This is a genomic window from Streptomyces sp. DT190 (assembly GCF_049846985.1).
Taxonomy (GTDB): Bacteria; Actinomycetota; Actinomycetes; order Streptomycetales; family Streptomycetaceae; genus Streptomyces.
On record NZ_JBNCNM010000001.1, the window covers coordinates 572,867 to 596,565 of the forward strand.

Consider the following 23,699-nt stretch of genomic DNA (forward strand, 5'->3'; position numbering starts at 1 on the left):
TTTTTTTTTACCCCCCCCGGGGGCGCCGCGGGCGCGGGGGGGCGCGCGGCGCCCCCCCCCCCCCCCCCCCCCCGCCCGGCTCCGGCGCCCGGCGCGCGGACTGCGCGCCCGGCTCCGGGGCGTGGTCGCGCCGCGGGAGCAGGAGAGGACTGGCCAGCAGGAGCACGCCCGCGAGCGCCAGCGCCGCACGGGGCCCGGTCAGGCCGGCCAGCACACCCCACAGGGCGGTCACGGCCGCGGTCGTGGCCTTGCCGGTGGCCGACCAGGCGGACAGCGTGCGGGTGACCCGGTCCGCGGGCGTCCGCTCCAGCCGGTGGGTGGCCAGCACCGGGTTGAACACACCGCAGCAGGTGATCAGGCCGGCCTCGACCAGCATCACCAGTGCCAGCCCGGGCACGCCGGGCCCGGTGAAGGCCAGGCCCAGCGGCCAGCAGGCGCGCAGCACCCCGGCCGTGCGCAGCACCCGATGGCGGCCGTGGCGCGCGACGAGCCGCGGGGCCAGCCGGGAGCCGAGCAGGCCGCCGGTGCAGGGCAGCGCGAACGCCAGGGCGTACTGCCAGGGGGCGAAGCGCAGGTCCCCGACCATGAGCACCAGCAGCAGCGGCGTGCCCGCCATGACCAGGGCGTTGAACACGAGGGTGTTGAAGAACAGCGGGCGCAGCACCGGATCGGCCAGGATGTGCCGCCAGCCGGCCGCCAGGTCACCGGCGCGCAGCCGCTCCGCGGGCCGCTCCGGACGCCGTTCCGGGCCGCCGACCGCCCCGAGCCCGGCCGCCGAGAGCAGATAGCTCACCGCGTCGGCCACCACCGTCGTCACCGGACCGAGCAGGCCGATCGCCGCCCCGCCCAGCGGCGGTCCCACCATGCCGGCCGTCCAGGCCGTCGCCTCGAACCGGCCGTTCGCCTCCAGCAGGTCCCGCCCCGGCACGAGCTCCTTCAGAAAGGCACCGGCCGCCGCGTTGAACGTGATGTCGGCCGCCGCGACGGTCACCGACACCAGCAGCAACTGCCCGAAGCCGAGCCGGCCCAGGGCGAACGCCACGGGAACGCTCAGCAGCACCGCGCAGCGGACCAGATCGGTCGCGATCATCACGGGCCGCTTGCGGCGGACCTCCACCCACGGCCCGAGGGGCACCGACACCGCGGCACCGACCGCCGGTCCCACCGCCGCCAGCAGCGCCACGTGCGCCGGCCCGGCGTCCAGCACCAACACGGCGATCAGGGCGAACGCGTCGAACGCCAGCCACGTGCCGGCCGTGCTGACCGCGTACGCCCCCCACAGCCACCCGAAGCGCCGCCCCAGCTTCCGCCCGCCCGCCATCCCCGGCCCGCCCCTCCCGCTCGCGCGCACAACCCGTCGTCGACCGGGAGCCATCCAAGCCGGGAGCGGACCTGCGGATCAAACAACCGTCCGTCCTCCGCTCCACAACCACGGGTTGTGGCGCAGGGCGATTCCGGGGCGCGGGCCGGAAGGGTCAGCGCTGGTACAGGCCCACGAGCGTCCCGTCCGCGATCCGGCGCTTGCCGACCTCCTCGTGCACCTGGTCCGCGCGGGGCGCGTCGGGCAGGACGCACGGCTCGGAGAGGGCGTACAGGCGGAAGACGTAGTGGTGGGCGTCGTCACCGGGCGGCGGGTGCGGGCCTCCCCAGCCGGGCTGCCCGTAGCCGTTGACGAGCTCGGTGCCGCCCGGTGGGCAGTGCCCGGCCTGGACGCCGTCGCTGTGCGGGTCGATGCCGACGACGACCCAGTGCGCGAAGGTGCCCGACGGGGCGTCGGGATCCTCGCAGAGCAGGACCAGTTCGGCCGCGTCGTCCGGTACGCCGCTCCAGGTCAGCGGCGGAGAGACGTTGGGTCCCTCGTACGCGTACCGGCGCGCGATGAAGGAATGGTCGTTGAACGCGTCACTGCGCAGTTCGATGCCGGTCATGTGGCCCGGGGTACCCCTCGCACCGGCCGGACACACGGTTCACCGCCGTTTCCCGCGGGTACCCGGAAGCCTCCCGAACGAGGTCCGGCTGGCCCGGCGCATCGATTCCGGCGTGCGGGCGCGGGAGGAACTGGAGCGGGCCGACGCCGGCGAGATTGCCCTGGCGCCACCGCGCCGCGGGGAACTGGAGGGGGCCGTCCGCGACGGGCAGGCCGCCAAGGACCACATGGTCCGGGCCAACCTCCGGCTGGTGGTGTCGGTCGCCAAACGGCACGCCCACCGCGGTCTGCCCCTGCTGGACGTCATCCAGGAGGGCAACCTGGGGCTGATCCGCGCCGTCTCCGCACAGGAACAGCGTCACGACGCCGCCGCCCACCCCTCCACGGTAGGCACCGCGGGCCCGGCCCGGTCAGGCGTCGACCCGCACCGCGCAGGACCAGCCGTACGCGTCGGGCCCGATCCGCAGCTCCTCCCACGCCACCGACCGCGGGACGGCCCCGGTGATCTCCACGTCCGCGAGAGCGGTGACCGCGAGCCGGACGTCCAGACCGCCGTCGGCCTCGTCCGCCTCCACGTCGACCGGCACCTGGCCGTACACCTCCAGCCGGAAGATGACCTCGTCCAGCAGCGCGGCGAGCAGGTCGTCGTCGCTGGCCTCGCCGAGGCGCACCCGGTCCACGGCCGTGGGCCGCACCCCGGCCACGTCCGCGAAACTCTCCACCATCGCCACCACGGCCTCCGCCAGGCAGTGCTCCCGGCACGCCCCCCACGCCTCGATCCGGACGTCCCCCGGGCGCGGCACCGCCCGATGCCCGTACGCCCCCGGCTGCCGCCCCTGCCCGCCGTCTCCCGTGTCACCACCCATCAACATCGCCTGCCCGAACCCGGGCCTCCCATGCGGCACCCCGCGAACGCACAAGAACCCCACACATCGCGCCCTGGGACGTCCGCCGCCGGGTGGGTACCACGGGAGCCGGGGAGGAGAGGAGGTCTGTGATGGACTCCCGGACCGTCACCGTGCCCGTCGGTGGTGCGGCTCTCGTCGGTGATCTGAGCGTGCCGCCCGCCGCCCGCGCGGTCGTGCTGTTCGCCCACGGCAGTGGCAGTTCCCGGCACAGTCCCCGCAACCGTGAGGTCGCCGCCGGGCTGCGCACCGCCCGGCTCGGCACGCTGCTGATCGACCTGCTCACCGAGGAGGAGGAGCGGCGGGACGCGCGCACCGCCGCGCTGCGTTTCGACATCCCGCTGCTGGGCCGCCGGGTGGTGGCCGCCGTCGACGAATTGGCGCGATGGCCCGCCACCACGGAGCTGCCCGTGATCCTCTTCGGGGCCAGCACCGGCGCCGGCGCGGCCCTGGTCGCCGCCGCCGAACGGCCCGGCCGGGTGCAGGCGGTCGTCTCCCGCGGCGGGCGGCCCGACCTGGCCGGGGACGCCCTGGCCGCCGTACGCGCCCCGGTGCTGCTGATCGTGGGCGGCCAGGACCGGCACGTGCTGTGGCTCAACGAGGAGGCGGCCCGTCGGCTGCACGTCCCGCACACCCTGCACGTGGTGCCCGGCGCGACCCACCTGTTCGAGGAGCCGGGCACGCTGGACCAGGTCACCGAGACGGTCCGGCGGTGGTGCGTCGAACAGCTGCGGACCGCGGCGGGCTGAGCGCGGCAGGCCCTGCTCAGCCGCCCACCGGCAGGTCGAGCCGCAACCGGGCGCCCTGCCGCAGCAGTTCGTGCTGCACGAGCCGGTACGGCACGCCGCGCGGGCCGTGCCCGTGGCGGATCGTCAGCGCCGCGCACACGCCCGCCGCCTGCCCGGTCGCCATCGCGATCGGCATCACCCGGTACGAGGAGTGCGCCACGTGCGTGCCGGAGATGCAGCGTCCCGCCACCAGCAGCCGCTCGGTCCCCTTCGGCACGAGGCAGCGCAGCGGGATGTCGTAGAAGCTGCCCGTCGGCACCCGCTTCAGGACCGTGCCGGAGCCGCGCGGGTTGTGGATGTCGACCGGGTAGGCGCCGTGGGCGACGACGTCCGGGAAGGGCCGGGCGGCCAGGATGTCGTGGCCGGTGAGCTGGTAGTCGCCGACCACGCGCCGGGTCTCCCGGACGCCGATGTGGGTGCCGCTCTGCACCACGTACGACTCCTCGAAACCGGGCACGCGGGTGCGCAGGAACCGCTCGATCTGCGCCAGCTGGCGCCGGGCGGTGTACTCGGCGCGGGTCAGGTCCCACACGCTGGTGCCGAGCACCCGGGTCACCCGGGTGCTGTTGACGCTGACCTCCCGCGGATGCGGGGTCGCGAAGAACAGGATGTCCTCGCGCGGCAGCCGCAGTTCGCCGTCCGCCCGGGCCTCCTCGACCAGGTCCCACAGCCCGTGCACCCCGCGCCACTGGTCGGGGTGCTCGCGCACGTACGCGGAGAAGTCCGGCCGCGCGAAGTCCGCGACGCGGAACATCAGCGTCATCGGCTGCACCAGCCCGTCCTCCGGCCGGCCGATCTCGTACGGCGCCCCGCAGGCCGCGGCGACGTCACCGTCGCCGGTGCCGTCCACGACCACGTCCGCGTCGATCACCACCGGCCCCGACTTCGTCTCGAACACCACACGCCAGCCGTCGTCCAGAGGCAGCGCGGTGGAGGCGAAGGCGTGGAAGAGCATCCGCACGCCCGCCTCGTCCACCATGTCCAGCAGGACCAGCTTGAACAGCTCCGGGTCGAACGGGACGGTGTACCCGGTCTTCGGGGAGGGCCGCAGGCAGCCGCCGCGCCCCATGAGCCGGTCCAGCATCCGCCACAGCACGCCCTGGACGACCGGTTCGCCCTCGCCGTGATCGGTGGGCAGCAGCCGGGAGTCCTCGCCGTCCTCGGTGAACGCGGCCTGCTTGTGCTCGTTGTGGAACGACATCAGCGGCATGACGAGCGCGGCGGTCGCGTTGCCGCCCAGGAACCCGTAGCGCTCCACCAGGACGACCTCGGCCCCGGCGTCGGCCGCCGCGACCGCCGCGGCGAACCCGGCCGGGCCGCCGCCGACCACCAGGACCTGCGTCCGGCCGCCGTGCCGTGCGGGCCGTGCGGGCAGGGTCACCGTCCGCGGCTCGGGCGGTTCTGTCAGGATCGGCATGGCTGTCCTCCCGCGGGCCGGGCCCGGATGCCGGGGTCACACGCCCAGCGGGCGCGGCTCGGGAGCGGGGGCGTCCGCGACCGGGGCCGTGACCCCGCCCGTGGCCGGATCCGTCCCGGCGGCCGGCCCGGCCGTCCCGGCGGCGCGGGCGGGCACGTCGGCCCCCGCCGCCGTGTCGATCTCGTCGAGCAGCACCCCGCACCGGGCGCACGTCTCCAGGGCCCGCGTGGTCAGCTCCCGGACGCGGGCGTGCAGGTCCGCGCGGCGCTGCGGGTACTCGTCCCACAGCCGGTCCACCTCCGCCAGCAGCAGCCCGGCCTGCTCGCGCGCCACGCCCACCAGGGCCGGCGCGCCCATCCGGCGCGCGAAGTCGAAGACCTTGCCGGAGTACGGCAGCGGCAGCACCGGCAGCCCGGACAGCGCCGCGAAGATCACGAAGTGCAGGCGCATCCCGACCGCCAGGTCCAGATGGCGCATGAAGCCCAGCACCTGCCCCGGGCTGTACGAGCCGTGCAGGATCCGGCCCTGGTCGGGTGCGGTCATGTGGGACAGCACGGCGTGCGCGTGCCGTACGTCGTGCCGCTCCATCGGCAGGAACACCACGTGCGCGTCCAGCCGGCGCACCAGGAAGTCCGCGACGTCGGCGAGCAGCGCGTGGTAGTCGCCCTCGTCCAGCTTCTCGGCCGCCCGGCCCGGCTCCCGCACCGACATCCCCACCAGCCGGGCGCCGGTGGGCACCCCCTCACGGCGCATCATCGCGGCGGTGAAGGGTTCCGGCTCCAGCAGCAGCGCCGGATCGGCGGTGACGACGACGTCCCGCTCGACCCCGACGTCCTCCAGCACGAGCTTGGACTCCTCGTCCCGCACCACCACGTCGTCCATGTCCGCCAGCACCGTGCGGACGGCCTCCCGGTCCTCCGCCTCGCGCAGCGGACCCGCGCCGACGGCGTAGGCGAACGTGCGGATGCCGCGCTCCTGCGCGGCCCGGACCAGGCGCAGATAACGGCGTGCCTCCCCGTCGTAGAGGATCCCGCCGCCGCCGAGGACCAGCAGGTCCAGCGAGGCGAGGGCGTCCAGGACCCGGGTGCGGCTGACGCCCTCCCAGTCCACGACCTCGTCCGCGCCCGGGTGGTGCGCCCGGGTGTGCCCGGCGTCCCGGCTGAAGACGACCACCCGCGCGTCCGGCCGCTGGGCGCGCAGACAGCGCAGGACGCAGGTCAGGATCGACTCGTCGCCGATGTTGTAGCCGCCGTACGACCCCAGCACGCCGATGCGCGGGCCGGGCCGGTCGGGGTGCGGGCGAGGCGGGGTGGTGGTCATCCGGGTGCTCCCGTCGCTTCGGGGTCTGCGGAACGGCCGGGTGCGCGGGCCGCCCGGGGACCGGGGGCCACACCGTGCGCGGGGCGGGGCCGCACCGTGCGGGCCCGCCGTGCGCCCGGTCCCGGGTTGCCTGGGCCGCCCGGCCGGAAACACTCCGCGTTCCGAGTCTGACGGAGGTCCGCGCGGCGCGCATCGTCCGGAGGGCCGCGGGGTACGCGGGAGCCGGGTCGGCCGGGTGTCGGAGAGGTCGGGAGTCGGGTCGGCCGGGTGCCGTACTAGCCGGCTGCCGTACTGGCCGGGTGCCGGGTGCCGGTCGGTCGGGTTCTGGGGCCGGGCGCCGGACCGGCCAGGGACCGGGAGTCGGAGTGGCCGGGGACCGGGAGTCGGACCGGCCAGGGGCCGGGAGTCGGACAGGCCGGGACCGGGCGCCGAACCGGCCAGGGACCGGGAGTCGGACAGGCCGGGAACCGGCAGTCGGACCGGCCGGGACCGGGAGTCGGACAGGCCGGAACCGGCAGTCGGACCGGCCGGGACCGGGAGTCGGACAGGCCGGAACCGGCAGTCGGACCGGCCGGGACCGGGAGTCGGACCGGTCGGCCGGGGCCGCTCCGGACGGGGAAAGCGGAGGTGACCGTCATGCGGTTCCGTGATCGCCGGCAGGCCGGCGGGGAACTGGCCGAGACGCTGCGCACCCGGCAGCGCGAGGGAGCCCTGCCCGATCCCGTCGTGCTGGCCCTGCCCCGCGGCGGCGTCGCCGTGGCGCGCGAGGTCGCCGCGGCCCTGCGCGCTCCCCTCGACGTGCTCGTCGTCCGGAAGATCGGGGCGCCCTTCCAGGAGGAGCTGGGCGTCGGCGCGATGGCCGGGGACGAGGTGCCCCTCCTCGACGAGGACGCCCTGCGCCACCTGGGCATCCGCGAAGCCGCCCTGAACCCCGTGATCGAGCGCGAACGCGTGGAACTGCGCCGCCGCGAGCAGCTGTACCGGCGGGGCCGCCCCGCGCCCGACCTGCGGGGACGGACCGTGATCGTCGTCGACGACGGTCTGGCGACCGGCTCCACGGCCCGGGCCGCGCTGCGTTTCGTCCGCCGGCAGCAGCCCGGACGGGTGGTGCTGGCCGCGCCGGTGTGCTCCCCGGAGGCGGCCGGGCTGATGCGCGCCGAGGCGGACGAGGTGGTCTGCCTGCACGTGCCGGCCTCGTTCATCGCCGTGGGCCTGTGGTACGAGGACTTCGGGCAGCTGACGGACCAGGACGTCCTGGAGGCGCTGCACGTGCAGCTCTGACCCGGTGCCCACGGTCCGGGCGCGCGGTCTCTCAGACGACGCCGTCCGCGCGCAGCGCCGCCACTTCCTCCCCGCTGCGGCCCAGTTCGGTGAGGATCGCCTCGGTGTGCTCGCCCACGTCGGGTACGGGGTCCATGCGCGCGGGCAGGCCCGCGAGGTCGGCCGGCGGGAGCAGGGCCTCCACCGTGGCGCCGGGCACGCCGACCTCGGTCCAGCGGCCACGGGCCGCCAGCACGGGGTGGTCCAGGAACGCGGCGACGTCGTTGACGCCCGCGCAGGCGATGCCCATCCGCTCCAGGTCCTGGAGGATCTCCTCCGACCCGGAGCGGGTGAAGCGGCCGGCGACGATCGTGTCGAGTTCCTCGCGGTGGGCGACACGGTCGCCCGCGGTGGCGAAACGCGGATCGTCGACGAGCTCCGGCCGGCCGAGGAACTCGGTGCACAGGGCCGCCCATTCGCGCTCGTTCTGGATGGAGAACAGCACCTCCCTGCCGTCGGCCGCCGGGTAGGTGCCGTACGGCGCGATGGTGGCGTGCCGGGTGCCGAGGCGCGGGGGCTGGGTGCCGCCGTGCCGCGTGTAGTAGGCGGGCTGGCCCATCCACTCCGCGAGCGCCTCGAACAGGGACACCTCCACGGGGTGGGCCTCTCCCGTGACGGCACGCGTGTAGAGGGCCGTGAGGACGCCGCTGTACGCGTACATCCCCGCGGCGATGTCGGCGACGGAGATCCCCGTGCGGGCCGTCGCCTCCGGGGTGCCCGTGAGGGAGACCAGCCCGGTCTGGCACTGCACGAGCAGGTCGTAGGCCTTGCGGTCGGCCCAGGGGCCGGTCGTGCCCCAGCCGCTGATCGTGCACGGGATCAGCCGGGGCCGGCGGCTCGTGACGGTGGCGGCGTCCAGGCCGAGGCGTCCGGCGGCGCCCGGGGCGAGGTTCTGCACGAACACGTCGGCGCGGTCGAGGAGGTCGTGCAGGATCTCGCGGGCGCGCGGGTCCTTCAGGTCCAGGGTGAGGGACTCCTTGGAGCGGTTGATCCACACGAAGTAGCTGGAGTGGCCGTGCACGGTCGTGTCGTAGCGGCGGGCGAAGTCGCCCCCGCCGGGACGCTCCACCTTGATCACCCGGGCGCCCAGGTCGGCGAGCTGCCGGGTGGCGTAGGGCGCGGCCACCGCCTGCTCCAGGCTGACCACCGTGACCCCGGACAGGGGATACCGCTGCACGCTCATGCCTCAAGCTCCTGATCCTCGTGCGGGGGGGGCGCTCCGACAGTGTCTCCCAGGGGGAGAGGGGGACCCGGGGCGGGCCGCCACCCCGGCTCGACGTCAGGTCCGGCTCGGGCGGAAGGGTGCGCTCCGGTGGCTCGGCGGGCGGAGTGGGCTCGGCGGGCACGGCGGGCACGGCGGGCACAGTGGGCTCGGCGGGCACGGTGGGCTCGGCCGGCCTACGCGGACTGGGCGCGGTCCCCGCCGTGCCGCGCCTCGGCGGTGCCGTCCGGGCCGACCGCCGGTGCCGCCCCGGCCGGGGGCGTCGCCCCGCGACGGGGGCGGCGGGTGGCGCCGCGGTGCCGGACGAGGGCCACCGCCGTGAGCGCGGCGACCAGCACGCACACCCCGGGCCATCCGAAGCGGCCGTAGGCGCGCGTGCCCAGCCATGAGCCGGTGGCGCCTCCCAGATACGCGCACGCCATGAACGCGGTGGTGAGCCGGCCGCGCACCGCGGCGCGCAGCGCCTGGATCCGCACCGAGTTGGCGACCGTGCCCGACTGCATTCCGACGTCGAGCAGCAGCGTGCCCACGACCAGGGCCGTCACGCCCGGCGCACCGCCGAGTCCGCCCAGGGCCAGCACCGCGGCCGAGGCACCGACCACCAGGAAGCACACCAGGTTCACCGCGTCCGGCCCCCGCCGGTCCACCTGCCGGCCCGCGACCGGTGTGCACACCATGGTCAGGGCGTTGACCAGCGCCAGCAGCCCCACCGCCCCGCCCCCGAGGCCGTACGCCGGTCCCGTGAGCAGCAGGGCCACCCCCGTCCACACGGCGGAGAAACCGCCGAAGACCAGGGCCTGGCAGAGGCAGGAGCGGCGCAGGGCCGGTTCGGTGCGCAGCAACCGCAGCGGCGCGGCGAGGAGGGCCGGGTAGCGCTCGGCCGAGGGCGCCGCCGTACGCGGCACCAGGCGGGCCGAGAGGGCGGCCACCGCCAGGGACAGCACGGCGGCCAGCACGTACGGCGCCCGCCAGCCCAGCCAGTCCCCGAGGGCGCCGCCCGCGGTGCGTGACAGCAGCATCCCGGCCAGGGAGCCGCTCAGCAGCGTGCCGCCGGTGACACCGCGCCGCTCCTCGGGCACCAGGCCCGCCGCCAGCGGACCGGCGAGCGGCGCCACCACGGTCGTCACCCCCACCAGGGCACTCGCGGCGATCAGCGGCACCAGCCCGGGCGCGGCGCTCGCGGCACACAGGCCGAGGCCGGTGAGCGTGAGCAGCGTGACCAGCAGCGGGCGGTACGGCACGCGGTCGCCGAGCGGCACGAGCAGGCAGATCCCAACCGCGTAGCCGAACTGCGTCGCGGTGACGACACCGGCGGCCGCGTCCGGCCGGACGCCCAGGCCGGACGCCACCAGCGGGCTGACGGCCTGCGGGAAGTACACGTTGCCCACGGCCGCGCCGCAGACGAGGGCCAGCGCCAGGACGACCCGGGGGCTCGCGCCCGGGTGCGCTGTACGCTGCCGGTGGTCGTGATCGGTCATGCGCCGAAGTGCACCGCGCGGCCTGCCGGTTGTCGAAGGATGTAGCGGGGGGCTCAATGATCAGCTTCCGGCTCGACGTGGCGGACCTCGCCGACACCAGGTTCGCGATCTCGCCCCTGCGCGAGGTGATGGGCAGCCTGCGCGCCCTGCGGGCCCCCGCCCTGTACCCGCTGCACGTCCGGTGGCGGGCCGCCGTGCTCCGCACGCTCGAACCGGCCGACGCCCGGCTGCTCACGGCACTGGTGGGGGAGACCCTGGCGCTGCCCGACTTCCTGACCCCCAGGCCGGTGACCTTCGCGCCCACGTTCGACCAGCAGCTGGCCGTCGTACGGGCCACAGCGCCGGAGACCGTACGCCGCGATCTGCGCGCCGCCCACGCGCCCCGGCCCCTGCCGCAGGCCCTGCGGGCGGCCGACGCACCCGGTGACGCCTCCGTCGCGGAGCTGCTGGAGGAACTGTGCGCGCTGCTGCGCCGCTACTGGGAGTCGGCGCTGCTGCCGTCCTGGCCGCGGATGCGCCTCGTGCTGGAGGCCGACATCACCCACCGGGCCCGGCACCTGGCCGCGGGCGGCGCCCGGCGGCTCTTCGCCGACCTCCACCGCAACGTGCGCTGGGACGGCGGTGTCCTGCGCGTCGACCGGATGCGCGGGCACCATCACGTGGACGCCTCGGGCCGGGGTCTGCGCCTGGTCCCGTCCGTGTTCGCGCACCAGCCGGCGCCCCCGGTCAGCGCCGACGAACCGCCGATGCTGGCCTATCCGAGCCGGGGAACCGCCACCCTGTGGGAACCGCGGCCCGAGCCGGACGCCCCCGCCCTCGTGTCCCTGCTGGGCGCGCCCCGCAGCACGCTGCTGCGGCTGCTGGCGGAGCCGCTGCCGACGGTGGAGCTGGCCCGGCTCCTCGGGGTGACCCCGAGCGCCGTCTCCCAGCACCTGCGGGTGCTGCACGCGACGGGCCTGGTCACCCGCGCCCGCGACGGCCGCCGTGTCCTGTACCGGCGCAGCCCGCTGGGGGACCGGCTGGCCGGGCAGGGCGGCACGGCCGGGGCGTAGGCGCGGCACGGGTCGCCTGACGCCCCGCAGGGCTCAGCGTCCGGGCGCTCCCACCCGCAGCGCGTCCATGACCAGGTCCAGCAGGCGGGTCGCGCGGGGCTGCCAGTCGCCGTGCGGGTCGATCGTCCACAGCCCGCCGATGGCGAGGAAGAGGTCGTCCGCGGTGATGCCCGGGCGGATGCTGCCGGCCCGTTCGGCGGCGCGCAGCAGCAGTTCGGCCGCCTCGGTCACCGGCGTGTGGCCCGGCTTGTCCGGCTTGCCCGGCGCGCTCGTGGCCTGGCGGATCGCATCGGCCAGGCCCGCCTTGGTCATGGCGAACCGGGCGAGGCGGTCCATCCACTCGCGCAGCGCCCGGTCGGGTTCGCGGCACTCCAGCAGGGGTGCGGCGGAGTCGGCGACCTGCCGCATCTCGTGGCGGTAGATCTCCAGCACGAGCGCCTCACGGCTGGGGAAGTGACGGTAGAACGTCCCCTGTCCGACACCCGCCTTCTTGGCGATGGCACTCAGCGGCGCGTCCGCCGAGCGCGTCAGCTCGACCACGGCCACCTCCAGGATGCGCTCGCGATTGCGTTGCGCGTCCGAGCGCAAGGGAGCGTCCTTCCGCTGTCCCACTCGCCCTCCTCGCGATCGTGGCCGAAACCCGTCCTTGTTAAGCGGACAAGTGTCCGTTACGTTTCCAGGGAGCGGACAACTGTCCGCTTGCTTCATCGTACCGGCGTGCCCTCCCCGCGGACACCCCGTGCCGGCCTCGTCACGGCCGGTCCGCCCCCGCATCCTGCACCGACGGGACCGGCACCGCCACCACCGCACACCCTCCCGCCTGACCTCGCTGTGAGAAAGAAGGCTTCCATGCCCCCATCGACGTCCAGCGACCTCACCCTGTCCGTCAACGGCGAGAAGTACACGCTGACCGTCGACCACCGCACCACCCTGCTCGACGCGCTGCGCGAACGACTGGACCTGACCGGTACCAAGAAAGGCTGCGACCAGGGACAGTGCGGCGCCTGCACCGTCCTCGTCGACGGCCGCCGCAGCGTGGCCTGCCTGCAACTGGCCGTCGCGGCCGAAGGACGCGAGATCACCACCATCGAGGGCGTGGCCCGGGGCGAGCAACTGCACCCGGTGCAGCAGGCGTTCCTCGACCTGGACGGCTTCCAGTGCGGCTACTGCACACCCGGGCAGATCTGTTCGGCCATCGCCGTGATCGAGGAGCACGCGGCCGGCTGGCCGAGCGCGGTCACCGGCGACGTGCGGCCCGAGGCCGGGCCGCCGGCCCTGACCCCCGAGGAGATACGGGAACGGATGAGCGGAAACCTGTGCCGCTGCGGCGCTTACGTGTCGATCGTCCAGGCGGTCGCCCGGGCCGCCGAGTCCGAGGGAGCGGCGGCATGAGGGAGTTCGGCTACCAGCGCGCCTACGACGTCTCCGGCGCCGTTGCCCTGCTCGACGGCGACCCCGACGCGCGCTTCCTGGGCGGCGGCACCAACCTGGTCGACCTGATGAAGACCGGCGTCGAGCGGCCCGCCCTGCTGGTCGACGTGCGTGAACTGCCCCTGGACGGCGTCGAGTCGACCGCGGACGGCGGCCTGCGCATCGGCGCCACCGTCACCAACAGCGACCTGGCCGCCCACCCCGAGGTCCGGCGCCGCTACCCGGCCCTGGCGCAGGCGGTGCTGGCCGGCGCCTCCGGACAGCTGCGCAACATGGCCACCGTCGGCGGCAACCTCCTCCAGCGCACCCGCTGCGGCTACTTCGCCGACGTCAGCTCGCCCTGCAACAAGCGCGATCCCGGCAGCGGCTGCCCCGCGATCACCGGCGAGCACCACAACCACGCCGTCCTGGGCGCCTCCGACCACTGCGTGGCGACCCACCCCTCCGACATGGGCGTGGCCCTGACCGCCTTCGACGCCGTCGTGTCGTTCGAGACCGCGGACGGCCCGGGCGAGGTGCCGCTGGCCGACTTCTACCTGCCGGTGGGGGACACCCCGCACCGGGAGACGGCCCTGCCGCCGGGCGCGCTGATCACCGGCGTCACCCTGCCGCCCGCCCCGGTGGCGGCGCACTCGCGCTACCGCAAGGTGCGCGAGCGGGCCTCGTACGCCTTCGCCATCGGCTCCGTCGCCGCCGCCCTCGACGTGCGCGACGGCCACGTGCACGACGTGCGCCTGGCCTTCGGCGCCGTCGCCTCCCGCCCCTGGCGGGCCCGGACCGCCGAGCGCGCCCTGGCCGGTGCCCCCGCGACCGCCGAGGACTTCGCGGCCGCGGCGGACGCCGAACTGGCGGCCGCCAGGCCCCTGCCCCACAACGGATACAAGGTGACCCTGATGCGCAACCTCGTCGTGGCCGTGCTGAGCGAACTCGCCGAGGAGGCCGCCCGATGACCACCGCCACCAGGGGCGCCGTCGGCACCGCGCACACCCGCGTGGAGGGCCGCGACAAGGTGACCGGAGCGGCCCGCTACGCGGGCGAGATCCCCTTCGCCGACCTCGCCCACGGCTGGCTCGTGCTGTCCACCGTGGCCCGCGGCCGGGTCCGCGCCGTGGACACCGAGGCCGTCCTCGCGATGCCCGGCGTCCTCACCGTCCTGCACCACCACAACGCCCCGCGCGTCACCACCGACTACGTCGGCCTGCTCGGCGTCCCGCCGGACCCGACCGTCGCCCTCTTCCAGAACGACCGGGTGGCCCACCGCGGCTGGCCCGTGGCGCTGGTCGTCGCCGAGACGTCCGAGCAGGCGCGGGAGGCCGCCGAGGCCCTCGTCGTGCACTACGACCGGGAACCGCACGACGTCGCCTTCTCCGCCGAGCGCGACGCCGAGGCCTACGCGGCCGACGGGCACCTGCCGGCCGTGGTGGAGAAGGGCGACCTGGAGGCGGGGCTCGCGGCGTCCGCCGTCGTGGTGGACGAGCGGTACACCACGCCCGAGGAGCACCACAACCCGATGGAGCCGCACGCGGCGACCGCCCGCTGGGAGGGCGGCCGGCTGGAGGTCGTCGACTCCAACCAGGGCACCAACTGGGTCGCCGGTGAACTCGCCGGCCTGTTCTCCCTCGACCCGGCCTCCGTGCGGGTGCGCTCCGAGCACGTGGGCGGCGGCTTCGGCAGCAAGGGCGTGCGTGCCCACCAGGTGGCCGCCGTGATGGCGGCGACGGTGCTGCAGCGCCCCGTGCGGGTGGTGATGACCCGCCGGCAGATGTTCTCCCTCGCCGGCTACCGCAGCCCCACGGCGCAGCGGGTCAGGCTCGGCGCGGACCCGGACGGGCGGCTGCGGGTGCTGGAGCACCGGTCGCTCAACCTCACCTCGGCCGTGTACGAGTTCGTCGAACCGAGCGCGGCGGCCGGACGGTCGATGTACGCGGCCGACGCCCATCACACGGCCAGCCGCGTCGTGCGGCTCGACGTGCCGTCGCCGACGTGGATGCGCGCCCCCGGCGAGGCCCCGGGCTCCTTCGCACTGGAGTCGGCGCTCGACGAGCTCGCCGAGCGGCTCGGCCTCGACCCGATCGAACTGCGCGTGCGCAACGAACCCGCCGTGGGACCGGTCTCCGGACTGCCCTTCGGCAGCCGCAACCTGATCGCCTGCTTCCGGGAGGGCGCCGACCGGTTCGGCTGGGCCGAGCGGGACCCGCGGCCCGGGGTGCGCCGGGAGGGGCGCTGGCTGCTCGGCACCGGCACCGCGGCCGCCTCCTTCCCGACGACGGCCATGCCGTCCACGGCGGCCGTCACCGCCGAGGCCGACGGCACCTTCACGGTGCGGATCAACGCGGCGGACATCGGCACCGGCGCCCGCACCGCGCTCACCATGGTCGCCGCCGACGCGCTGGAGGTGCCCACGGACCGCGTCCGCGTGCGGCTCGGCGACAGCGACCTCGGGCCGGCGATCATCGCCGGCGGCTCCATGGGCACCCGCTCCTGGGCGTGGGCCGTCACGGCGGCCGTCGACGAGCTGCGCCGCAGCCTCGTGCCGGGCGCCGACATCCCGCCGGAGGGCGTCACCGCGCGGTCGAACACGGCCGAGGCCGTCGGCGCCCTGGCCCAGAAGGAACGGCACGCCTTCGGGGCGCAGTTCGCCGAGGTCGCCGTGGACCCGGCCACCGGTGAGGTGCGTGTCCGCCGCATGCTGGGCATCTTCGCGGCGGGACGCATCGTCAACCCGCTCACCGCCCGCAACCAGCTGGTCGGCGGCATGGTCTGGGGCCTGTCCATGGCCCTGCACGAGGAGGCCGTCCGGGACCGGGCCAGCGGCGGCCTGTACGGCGCCGACCTCGCGGGCTACCACGTCGCCGCGCACGCCGACGTCCCGCACATCGAGGCCGACTGGGTCGACGACCCCGATCCGGACGACCCGGTCGGGATCAAGGGCCTCGGCGAGGTCGGCATCGTGGGTGCCGCGGCGGCGGTCGCCAACGCGGTGTGGCACGCGACCGGTGTCCGCCACCGCGCCCTGCCGATCCGCCCCGACCGCGTGCTGCGGGTGGCCGACCGTGCTTGATCTCGCCGGCCGGCTGCGGGAGTGGATCGAGGAGGGCCGGGAGTTCGCCGTCGCCACCGTCGTCGCCGTCGGCGGCAGCGCCCCGCGCCCTCCGGGCGCCGCGCTGGCCGTCGCCGGCGACGGCACCGCGATCGGCTCGGTCTCCGGGGGCTGTGTGGAGGGCGCCGTGTACGACCTGTGCGTCCAGGCCCTCGACGACGGCGAGACCCGGGTCGAGCGGTTCGGCTACAGCGACGAGGACGCCTTCGCGGTGGGCCTGACCTGCGGCGGCACGATCGACGTCATGATCACCCCGTTCGCGGCGGGGCGTCCGGCACACACGTCCGGGCGGTCCGCCGCCTCGTTCGCGGCGGTGTCGGCCGCCGCCGAGGGTGCGCCGGTGGCGCTGGCCCGGGTGGTCCGCGGGCCGGCGGAACTGCTCGGCGGGGCGGTGCTCGTGCGCCCCGACGGCCCCCATGAGGGCGGCCTGGGCGGCGACCCGGCCCTGGACCGCACCGCCGCCGCCGAGGCCCGTGCCCTGCTGGACGCCGGCCGCACCGGCACGGTCGAACTCTCCGAGGACGGGTCGCGCTGCCCGGGCGGCCTCACCCTGCTGGTCGAGTCGGCCGTTCCGCCGCCGCGCATGATCGTCTTCGGCGCGATCGACTTCGCGTCGGCGCTGGTCGGCGCGGGCAAGTTCCTCGGCTACCACGTCACCGTCTGCGACGCGCGCCCCGTCTTCGCGACCCGGGCCCGTTTCCCGGACGCCGACGAGATCGTCGTGGACTGGCCCGACCGCTATCTGCGCGGCACCCGGACCGACCGGCGGACGGTGCTGTGCGTGCTCACCCACGACGCCAAGTTCGACGTGCCGCTGCTGAAGGAGGCGCTGCGGCTGCCGGTCGCCTACGTCGGGGCCATGGGGTCGCGCCGCACCCACGAGGACCGGGCCCGGCGGCTGCGGGAGGAGGGCGTCAGCAGGTCCGAACTGGCCCGGCTGAGGTCCCCGATCGGCCTCGACCTGGGCGCCCGGACGCCCGAGGAGACCGCGGTCTCCATCGCGGCGGAGATCATCGCCTCCCGGCACGGCGGAACGGGCACGCCCCTGACCGGCTCGAACCGCCCGATCCACAGGACCGCCCGAAAGCCGATCCCCCAGAACGCCTAGCCCCCCCGGCGGCCCCGCCCCGCGCGGCGCCCCGGGCCGGATCGCCCCCTCAGGGGCGCGGGGAACTGCGCGACAAGCCACGACGCACCCCGCACCCGGCGCGGGCACAGGCATCACCCGGCCGCTTCCCCCTCAGGGGCGCGGGGAACTGCGCGCCAAGCCACGACGCACCCCGCACCCGGCGCGGGCACAGCCATCACCCCGTGTGGCGGCCCCGGGCCGCTTCCCCCTCAGGGGCGCGGGGAACTGCGCGCCAAGCCACGACGCACCCGCACCCGGCGAAGCACAGCCACCGCCACGGCGCACACCCCCGCATCTCCGCCCGGGCCCATGGCCACGCCGAAGGGGCCGGGCCCGCACAGGTCCCGGCCCCTCCGTGGCGCAGCAGCAGCGCCTACCGCTCAGGCGGCAGCCGGCGCCGTGGCGTGCCCGTGCAGCCGGGCGATCACCTCGGTCAGCTGCGCGGCAACCTCCTCGTCCTCGGACGGGTGCGTCTCGGCGAACCGGGTCATCGAGCCGGGGATGGACAGCTTGACGTCCTCCAGCACCGTGCCCCCGGCGATGCCCACGGCCTTGCGGGTCTCGTCGTGCGCCCAGACACCGCCGTACTGGCCGAACGCGGTGCCGACCACGGCGACCGGCTTGCCGCCGAGCGCACCGGCACCGTACGGGCGGGACAGCCAGTCGATGGCGTTCTTCAGGACGGCCGGAATGGTGCCGTTGTACTCCGGCGTGAACAGGATCAGGCCGTCCGCGGCGTTCGCGGCCTCGCGCAGCCGTGCGGCGGCGGCCGGGACGGTGCCCTCGACGTCGATGTCCTCGTTGTAGAAGGGGATCTCGGCGAGCCCCTCGAAGAGGTTCACCTCGGCGCCCTCCGGGGCGAGCTTGACCGCGGCCTCGGCGAGCTGGCGGTTGTGCGAACCGGCGCGCAGGCTGCCGACGAGGGCGAGGATACGAACAGACATGCTGACTCCCACATGGTGAAAACTGCAGCGAAACACTGCCGTCACGATCCGGACCGAGGTCCGTTTAATGTTCTAGCATCCTAACCGGACCGCGGTCCAGTTTTGTTCCCGATGCTTTACGCTGGCTTCATGTCCACCGTCCCGCCCTTCCCGACGCCTCAGGAGCCCGTCGACCACCCCGAGCTGCTCCAGCTCGGCAGTGCCCTGGAGGCGGACGAGCCGTGCCTGCGCGCCGACGCCGCCCGCAACCGGGCCCGCCTGCTGGAAGCCGCCGCGCGGCTGGTCGCCGAGCGCGGCGCCGAGGGAGTCACGATGGAGGCGGTGGCCGCAGCGGCCTGCGTGGGCAAGGGCACGGTGTTCCGCCGCTTCGGGGACCGCACGGGACTGCTGACGGCGCTGCTGGACCACTCCGAGAAGAAGTTCCAGGCCGCCTTCCTCGGCGGCCCGCCGCCGCTCGGCCCCGGCGCGCCGCCCGTGGAGCGGCTGCGGGCGTTCGGCTGCGCGATGCTGCGCCGTTCGACCGACGAGCTGGAGCTGCAGCTGGCCGCCGAGCCCGGCGCCAGCCGCCGTTACATGTCCCCGGCCCGCCGCGTGCTCCGGCACCACATCGAGATGCTCCTGCGGCAGGCGGTCCCCGAGGCGGACTGCGAACTGCTCTCCCACACGCTGCTGGGCCAGCTGGACCCGGCCCTGGTCCACCACCTGACCAGGCAGTGCGGGCTGCCCGTGACCCGCCTGGAGGACGCCTGGATCGACCTGGTCGACCGGGTCACGGGGGCGGACCGCTCCGGCTGAGCCGCGCCGCACCCGCCGTGAACGCTCACGGCATCCTCACAACTCCCCCGCCCGAAGCGCGCGTTGAGCCTTCTGCCAAGATGCCGTCGTCATGGTGCAGATACCGAAAACGCCCGCGCCCCCGTCCCCCGCGCTGTCGCGCTCCGTGCCCACGAGCGCCGACGTGGCCCGCCTGGCCGGCGTCTCGCGCGCGACCGTCTCCTATGTTCTGAACAACACCAGCGCCGTACGGATCAGCGAACCCACCCGCCGCCGGGTCCACGACGCCGCGCGGGAACTCGGATACGTTCCGCACGCCGCCGCCCGCAGTCTGCGCGCCGGCCACAGCCGCATGGTCCTGATCCCCGCGCCGACCTTCCCCGTCGGCCCGCTCTACAGCCGCTTCCTCACCGACCTCCAGGCCGCCCTCGCCGGCCTGGACTACACCGTCGTGCAGTACGGCACCGGCGGCCCGCACGGCGACGAGGCCGCCCGGGCCTGGGCCGAACTGCGGCCCGTCGCCGTCCTGGTCCCCGGTTCCGGAGTCGGCCCGCGCGGGGTCGCGGTGCTCAAGCGCTCCGGCGCCCGGGCCGTGGTCACCCTCGGCCCCGAGACCATCGAGGGCGCCCACGCCCTGCTCATGGACCACGACGCCGTGGGCCACAGCGCGGGCGCCCACCTCTACGACCGGGGCCGCCGCCGGATCGGTGTCGTCGTCCCGCAGGAACCCGGCCTCGACGTGTTCTCCGCACCCCGGCTCGACGGCGTCCGCCAGTCCGTGCGGGGCACCGGCGCCACGGTCACCGAACTGCCCCTCGCCTACGACGAACAGGCCGCCGCCCGCCTCGCCGCCCGCTGGCGCACCCTCGGCCTGGACGCCGTGTTCACCTACAACGACGAGTACGCGATGCTGCTGATGCGGGCCCTGCAGGACGCGGGCGTGCGGATACCCGAGGAGACGGCCGTGATCGGCGCGGACGACCTCATGCTCGGCCGGCTGCTGCGGCCCCGCCTGACCACCGTCCACCTGGAGCTGCCCTCGGGCCGGGAACTCGCCGAACTCGTCGACCGCGCGGTGCGCAATCCGGGTACCCGGCCCGAGACGCACAAGGCCCTGGGAGCGACGGTGCTGCACCGGGAGTCCAGCTGACCGGGCGCGACGCTCCGGCGGGCGACCGGGGACCGGGAATCCGGAACCCGGCACGGCTAGGATGTTGCATGCTCAACAAAATGGGGGCGGGTCCGCGCACGGACCGCGGCACACCCGGCCGCGGCCGCCCGGCGCGCCGCCCCGTGACCGCCGAACCGGCCGCGCACGTACGGGAGTTCCGCCCACCCGTCAGCCGGTGACCGATCGATCGGAGAGCCGTCATGCCGTTGCTCGACGCCAGCACCTGGCAGCCCCGCACCCTCACGGGGCCCGGGTACACCGTCACCGAGCCCGCCACCGGCCAGACCCTCGGAAGCCTCACGCTCGCGCGCCCCGAGGACGTCGAGGCCGCCGCCGCGAGGGCCGCCGACGCCCAGCGTGCCTGGGCACGCACCCCGCACTTCGCCCGGGCCGCCGTGCTGCGCAAAGCGGGTGACCTGTTCTCCGAGCACGCCGACGAGCTGCGGACCTGGCTCGTCCGCGAGTCCGGTTCCATCCCCGGCAAGGCCGACTTCGAACTGCACGTCGCCGCCCAGGAGTGCTACGAGGCCGCCGCCCTCGCCTCCCGCCCGGCCGGCCAGGTGCTCCCGAGCGAGGCACCGCGGCTGTCGTACACCCGCCGGGTGCCGGCCGGGGTGGTGGGGGTGATCTCCCCGTTCAACGCGCCGCTGATCCTGTCCATCCGGTCCGTCGCGCCCGCCCTGGCGCTGGGCAACGCCGTCCTGCTCAAGCCCGATCCGCGCACCGCCGTCTGCGGCGGACTCGCCCTCGCCGCGGTGTTCGCCGCCGCGGGCCTGCCCGAGGACCTGCTGCACGTGCTGCCCGGCGGCCCGGAGGCCGGCCAGGCCCTGGTCGCCGACCCGCGCGTGCCGATCCTGTCCTTCACCGGCTCCACCGCGGCGGGACGGGCCGTGGGTGAGGCGGCCGGACGCCACCTGAAGCGGGCGCACCTGGAACTGGGCGGCAACTCCGCCATGATCGTCATGGAGGACGCCGACCTGGACGCGGTGATCTCCACGGCCGCCTGGGGCTCGTTCTTCCACCAGGGCCAGATCTGCATGACGACCGGGCGCCACCTGGTGCACGCGTCGCTGTACGACGAGTACGTCGAGCGGCTCGCCGCCAAGGCCGAGTCGCTCGCCGTCGGCGACCCGTACCGGGACCAGGTCCACCTCGGTCCCATCATCGACTCCGGCCAGCTCGCCAAGATCAGCGGCCTGGTCGACGCCAGCCGGGCCGCGGGAGCCAAGGTCGCCGCCGGCGGCAGCCACGACCGGCTGTTCTACCGGCCGACGGTCCTGGCCCAGGTCGACGACCGCACCCCGGCCTACACGGAGGAGGTCTTCGGTCCGGTGGCGCCGGTCCGCTCCTTCGGCACCGCGGACGAGGCGGCGGCGCTGGCCGCGCAGAGCCCGTACGGCCTGTCCCTGGGCATCGTCACCCGGGACCCGGCCCGCGGCCTGGACCTCGCCGAGCGCATCCCGACCGGCATCGTCCACATCAACGACCAGACGGTCAACGACGAGGCCGTGGCGCCCTTCGGCGGAGTGGCCGCCTCCGGCACCGGCGCCCGCTTCGGCGGCGAGGCCAACCTGGAGGCCTTCACCGAACTGCGCTGGACGACGGTACGCGGAGACGTGGCTCCGTACCCCTTCTAGGACCCGCCCGCGAGGGCCGGGTAACCGCTCCGCGCGACCGTCACTCGGCCGGCTGCTGCGGCTGCTGGGCCTGCTGCTCGGCGATCGCCTTGCGGACCTCGTCCATGTCCAGCTTCCGGGCCTGGCCGATGACGTCCGTCAGGGCGGCCTCGGGCAGCGCGCCCGGCTGGGCGAACACGGCGACCTGGTCCCGCACGATCATCAGCGTGGGGATCGACTGGATACCGAAGGCCGCGGCCAGCTCCGGCTGCGCCTCGGTGTCCACCTTGCCGAACACCAGGTCCGGGTTCTCCTCCGCCGCCTTCTCGTAGACCGGCGCGAACTGCCTGCACGGCCCGCACCAGGACGCCCAGAAGTCGATCAGGACGAACTCGTTGTCCGTGACCATCTGGTCGAAGTTCTCCTTGGTGAGCTCCACGGTGCTGCTCATGGCGTACATCCCTCTTCCTGGGTGGGGTCAAGCCGTCGGCACAACACGGCCGGGCGGGCACGTATTCCGCGCCCCTACCCGTGTGGCCAGGGCGCACACCACCCACCAGACTGACCCCATGACGGAAACGGAAACCAACGCGTACGACGTCGTGGTGCTCGGGGCCGGGCCCGTGGGGGAGAACGTCGCCGACCGCACCCGTGCGGCGGGTCTGACCACCGCGGTCGTGGAGAGCGAACTGGTCGGCGGCGAGTGCTCGTACTGGGCGTGCATGCCCAGCAAGGCCCTGCTGCGACCGGTCATCGCCCGCGCGGACGCCCGCCGTGTGCCGGGCCTGAGCCAGGCCGTGCAGGGGCCCCTCGACGCGGCCGCGGTCCTCGCCCACCGCGACTACTACACCTCCGACTGGAAGGACGACGGCCAGGTCCGGTGGCTCGACTCCGTCGGCGCCGACCTCCACCGCGGCCACGGGCGGCTCACCGGCCCCCGCACGGTGACGGTCACCGGCCCGGACGGCACCGAGCGCGTCCTGACCGCACGGCACGCCGTGGCCGTCTGCACCGGCAGCCGCGCCGCCCTGCCCCCGCTGCCCGGGCTCGACGCCGTCAAGCCCTGGACCAGCCGGGAGGCCACCAGCGCCAAGACGGTGCCGGGACGCCTGATCGTCGTCGGCGGCGGTGTGGTCGCCACCGAGATGGCCACCGTCTGGCAGGCCCTCGGCTCCCGGGTCACCCTGCTGGTGCGGGGCAAGGGACTGCTGCCGAGGATGGAGCCCTTCGCCGGGGAACTGGTCGCCGAGGCGCTCGCCGAGGCGGGCGTGGACGTCCGCACCGGCACCTCGGTGGAGTCGGTGACGCGCGAGAACGGCACCGTCGTGGCCGTCACGGACGGCGGCGACCGCATCGAGGCGGACGAGATCCTCTTCGCCACCGGCCGTGCCCCGCGCACCGACGACATCGGCCTGGAGACGATCGGCCTGGACGCCGGCTCCTGGCTCCCGGTGGACGACAGCCTCCGCGTGACCGGCCACGACTGGCTCTACGCCGTCGGCGACGTCAACCACCGCGCCCTCCTCACCCACCAGGGCAAGTACCAGGCCCGCATCGCCGGGGCCGCCATCGCCGCCCGGGCCACCGGCGAGGAGCTCTCCGTCCAGCCCTGGGGAGCCCACGCGGCCACCGCCGACCACAGCGCCGTCCCGCAGGTCGTCTTCACCGACCCCGAGGCGGCGGCGGTCGGGCTCTCCCTCGCCGAGGCGGAGCAGGCCGGGCACCGGGTGAAGGCCGTCGACGTGGACCTGTCCTCCGTCGCCGGGGCCGGCCTGTACGCCGACGGCTACAAGGGCCGCGCCCGCATGGTCGTCGACGTCGAGGACGAGATCCTGCGCGGCGTGACCCTCGTCGGCCCCGGCGTCGGCGAGCTCATCCACTCGGCGACGATCGCCGTCGCCGGCCAGGTCCCGATCGACCGCCTGTGGCACGCCGTGCCCTCCTACCCGACGATCAGCGAGGTCTGGCTGCGGCTGCTGGAGGCGTACCGGGACAGCTGATCAGGCCGGCTGCGCGGCTGGGCCGGGCGTCGGCCGCGGACGACGCGACCGAGTCAGGGGGCGCGGGGAACCGCGCGACCAGCCCACGCAGCCGCACCCGGAAAC

The 23,699-nt window shown here is 75.3% G+C and carries 21 protein-coding genes and 1 pseudogene; 12 read left to right on the top strand and 10 right to left on the bottom strand.

Annotation, left to right across the window (positions count from 1 at the left end; translation table 11 throughout):
- Window positions 1-7 precede the first annotated feature (7 nt).
- Window positions 8-1,321, bottom strand: coding sequence for an MFS transporter (locus ACPXCS_RS02430; RefSeq protein WP_425970890.1), 1,314 nt, complete (start codon window positions 1,319-1,321; stop codon window positions 8-10).
- A gap of 154 nt (window positions 1,322-1,475) precedes the next feature.
- Window positions 1,476-1,928 (bottom strand): YbhB/YbcL family Raf kinase inhibitor-like protein, encoded by a 453-nt coding sequence (locus ACPXCS_RS02435; protein WP_425946238.1) that lies wholly within the window; start codon window positions 1,926-1,928, stop codon window positions 1,476-1,478.
- Window positions 1,929-2,004: 76 nt separating this feature from the next.
- On the opposite strand from ACPXCS_RS02435, the pseudogene ACPXCS_RS02440 reads away from it, so the two are divergent.
- Window positions 2,005-2,277 (top strand): annotated as a pseudogene (locus ACPXCS_RS02440) (sigma factor); the annotation flags it as partial.
- 60 nt (window positions 2,278-2,337) lie between these two features.
- On the opposite strand, the gene ACPXCS_RS02445 reads toward ACPXCS_RS02440, so the two are convergent.
- Window positions 2,338-2,793 carry an archease gene (locus ACPXCS_RS02445; RefSeq protein WP_425946239.1) on the bottom strand — a complete coding sequence of 152 codons (456 nt, stop codon included), beginning with the start codon at window positions 2,791-2,793 and terminating at the stop codon, window positions 2,338-2,340.
- Window positions 2,794-2,924: 131 nt separating this feature from the next.
- Here ACPXCS_RS02445 and ACPXCS_RS02450 point away from each other — a divergent pair, with 131 nt between their 5' ends.
- Window positions 2,925-3,581, top strand: coding sequence for a dienelactone hydrolase family protein (locus ACPXCS_RS02450; RefSeq protein WP_425946240.1), 657 nt, complete (start codon window positions 2,925-2,927; stop codon window positions 3,579-3,581).
- Between the two features lie 16 nt (window positions 3,582-3,597).
- Here ACPXCS_RS02450 and ACPXCS_RS02455 read toward each other — a convergent pair whose 3' ends face one another.
- Both ACPXCS_RS02455 and ACPXCS_RS02460 read right to left on the bottom strand, forming a co-directional pair.
- Complete coding sequence (locus tag ACPXCS_RS02455) at window positions 3,598-5,037, bottom strand: FAD-dependent oxidoreductase (RefSeq protein WP_425946241.1); 1,440 nt, start codon at window positions 5,035-5,037, stop codon at window positions 3,598-3,600.
- A 36-nt stretch (window positions 5,038-5,073) separates the two neighbouring features.
- Window positions 5,074-6,357 carry a polysaccharide pyruvyl transferase family protein gene (locus tag ACPXCS_RS02460; protein WP_425946242.1) on the bottom strand — a complete coding sequence of 428 codons (1,284 nt, stop codon included), beginning with the start codon at window positions 6,355-6,357 and terminating at the stop codon, window positions 5,074-5,076.
- A gap of 636 nt (window positions 6,358-6,993) precedes the next feature.
- On the opposite strand from ACPXCS_RS02460, the gene ACPXCS_RS02465 reads away from it, so the two are divergent.
- Window positions 6,994-7,638: a phosphoribosyltransferase gene (locus ACPXCS_RS02465; RefSeq protein WP_425946243.1), complete on the top strand. Its 645-nt coding sequence runs from the start codon at window positions 6,994-6,996 to the stop codon at window positions 7,636-7,638.
- A gap of 31 nt (window positions 7,639-7,669) precedes the next feature.
- Here the strand turns inward: ACPXCS_RS02465 and ACPXCS_RS02470 are convergent, their stop codons facing one another.
- Window positions 7,670-8,860 carry a CaiB/BaiF CoA transferase family protein gene (locus tag ACPXCS_RS02470; RefSeq protein WP_425946244.1) on the bottom strand — a complete coding sequence of 397 codons (1,191 nt, stop codon included), beginning with the start codon at window positions 8,858-8,860 and terminating at the stop codon, window positions 7,670-7,672.
- A gap of 215 nt (window positions 8,861-9,075) precedes the next feature.
- Window positions 9,076-10,377 carry an MFS transporter gene (locus tag ACPXCS_RS02475; RefSeq protein WP_425946245.1) on the bottom strand — a complete coding sequence of 434 codons (1,302 nt, stop codon included), beginning with the start codon at window positions 10,375-10,377 and terminating at the stop codon, window positions 9,076-9,078.
- A gap of 56 nt (window positions 10,378-10,433) precedes the next feature.
- Between ACPXCS_RS02475 and ACPXCS_RS02480 the strand changes: the two genes are divergently transcribed.
- On the top strand, window positions 10,434-11,429 hold the full coding sequence (locus tag ACPXCS_RS02480) for an ArsR family transcriptional regulator (RefSeq protein WP_425946246.1): 996 nt from the start codon (window positions 10,434-10,436) through the stop codon (window positions 11,427-11,429).
- A gap of 33 nt (window positions 11,430-11,462) precedes the next feature.
- Here the strand turns inward: ACPXCS_RS02480 and ACPXCS_RS02485 are convergent, their stop codons facing one another.
- Entirely contained in the window at window positions 11,463-12,041 is a 579-nt protein-coding gene (locus tag ACPXCS_RS02485) for a TetR/AcrR family transcriptional regulator (protein ID WP_425946247.1), read from the bottom strand.
- Window positions 12,042-12,278: 237 nt separating this feature from the next.
- Here ACPXCS_RS02485 and ACPXCS_RS02490 point away from each other — a divergent pair, with 237 nt between their 5' ends.
- The 4 genes from ACPXCS_RS02490 to ACPXCS_RS02505 are packed head-to-tail and all read left to right on the top strand — an operon-like array spanning window position 12,279 to window position 17,068.
- Window positions 12,279-12,821: a (2Fe-2S)-binding protein gene (locus ACPXCS_RS02490; RefSeq protein ID WP_425946248.1), complete on the top strand. Its 543-nt coding sequence runs from the start codon at window positions 12,279-12,281 to the stop codon at window positions 12,819-12,821.
- Entirely contained in the window at window positions 12,818-13,810 is a 993-nt protein-coding gene (locus ACPXCS_RS02495) for an FAD binding domain-containing protein (RefSeq protein WP_425946249.1), read from the top strand. The genes ACPXCS_RS02490 and ACPXCS_RS02495 overlap by 4 nt, the downstream gene beginning before the upstream one ends.
- A complete protein-coding gene (locus tag ACPXCS_RS02500) occupies window positions 13,807-15,921 on the top strand; it encodes a xanthine dehydrogenase family protein molybdopterin-binding subunit (RefSeq protein WP_425946250.1) in 2,115 nt (704 codons plus the stop codon). Before ACPXCS_RS02495 ends, ACPXCS_RS02500 begins: the two co-directional genes overlap by 4 nt.
- Window positions 15,914-17,068, top strand: a complete 1,155-nt coding sequence (locus tag ACPXCS_RS02505; RefSeq protein WP_425946251.1) for an XdhC family protein — start codon at window positions 15,914-15,916, stop codon at window positions 17,066-17,068. Before ACPXCS_RS02500 ends, ACPXCS_RS02505 begins: the two co-directional genes overlap by 8 nt.
- Before the next feature lie 401 nt (window positions 17,069-17,469).
- Here the strand turns inward: ACPXCS_RS02505 and ACPXCS_RS02510 are convergent, their stop codons facing one another.
- A complete protein-coding gene (locus tag ACPXCS_RS02510; RefSeq protein ID WP_425946252.1) occupies window positions 17,470-18,033 on the bottom strand; it encodes an NAD(P)H-dependent oxidoreductase in 564 nt (187 codons plus the stop codon).
- Between the two features lie 129 nt (window positions 18,034-18,162).
- Between ACPXCS_RS02510 and ACPXCS_RS02515 the strand changes: the two genes are divergently transcribed.
- From ACPXCS_RS02515 to ACPXCS_RS02525, 3 genes are all read left to right on the top strand, one after another.
- Window positions 18,163-18,828: a TetR/AcrR family transcriptional regulator gene (locus tag ACPXCS_RS02515; protein WP_425946253.1), complete on the top strand. Its 666-nt coding sequence runs from the start codon at window positions 18,163-18,165 to the stop codon at window positions 18,826-18,828.
- Window positions 18,829-18,919: 91 nt separating this feature from the next.
- Complete coding sequence (locus tag ACPXCS_RS02520) at window positions 18,920-19,957, top strand: LacI family DNA-binding transcriptional regulator (protein ID WP_425946255.1); 1,038 nt, start codon at window positions 18,920-18,922, stop codon at window positions 19,955-19,957.
- Window positions 19,958-20,178: 221 nt separating this feature from the next.
- Entirely contained in the window at window positions 20,179-21,615 is a 1,437-nt protein-coding gene (locus ACPXCS_RS02525; protein WP_425946256.1) for an aldehyde dehydrogenase family protein, read from the top strand.
- Window positions 21,616-21,655: 40 nt separating this feature from the next.
- Here the strand turns inward: ACPXCS_RS02525 and trxA are convergent, their stop codons facing one another.
- Window positions 21,656-22,045, bottom strand: coding sequence for a thioredoxin (gene trxA / locus ACPXCS_RS02530; protein ID WP_425946257.1), 390 nt, complete (start codon window positions 22,043-22,045; stop codon window positions 21,656-21,658).
- 118 nt (window positions 22,046-22,163) lie between these two features.
- On the opposite strand from trxA, the gene ACPXCS_RS02535 reads away from it, so the two are divergent.
- Complete coding sequence (locus tag ACPXCS_RS02535; RefSeq protein WP_425946258.1) at window positions 22,164-23,594, top strand: dihydrolipoyl dehydrogenase family protein; 1,431 nt, start codon at window positions 22,164-22,166, stop codon at window positions 23,592-23,594.
- The last annotated feature ends 105 nt before the right edge of the window (window positions 23,595-23,699 follow it).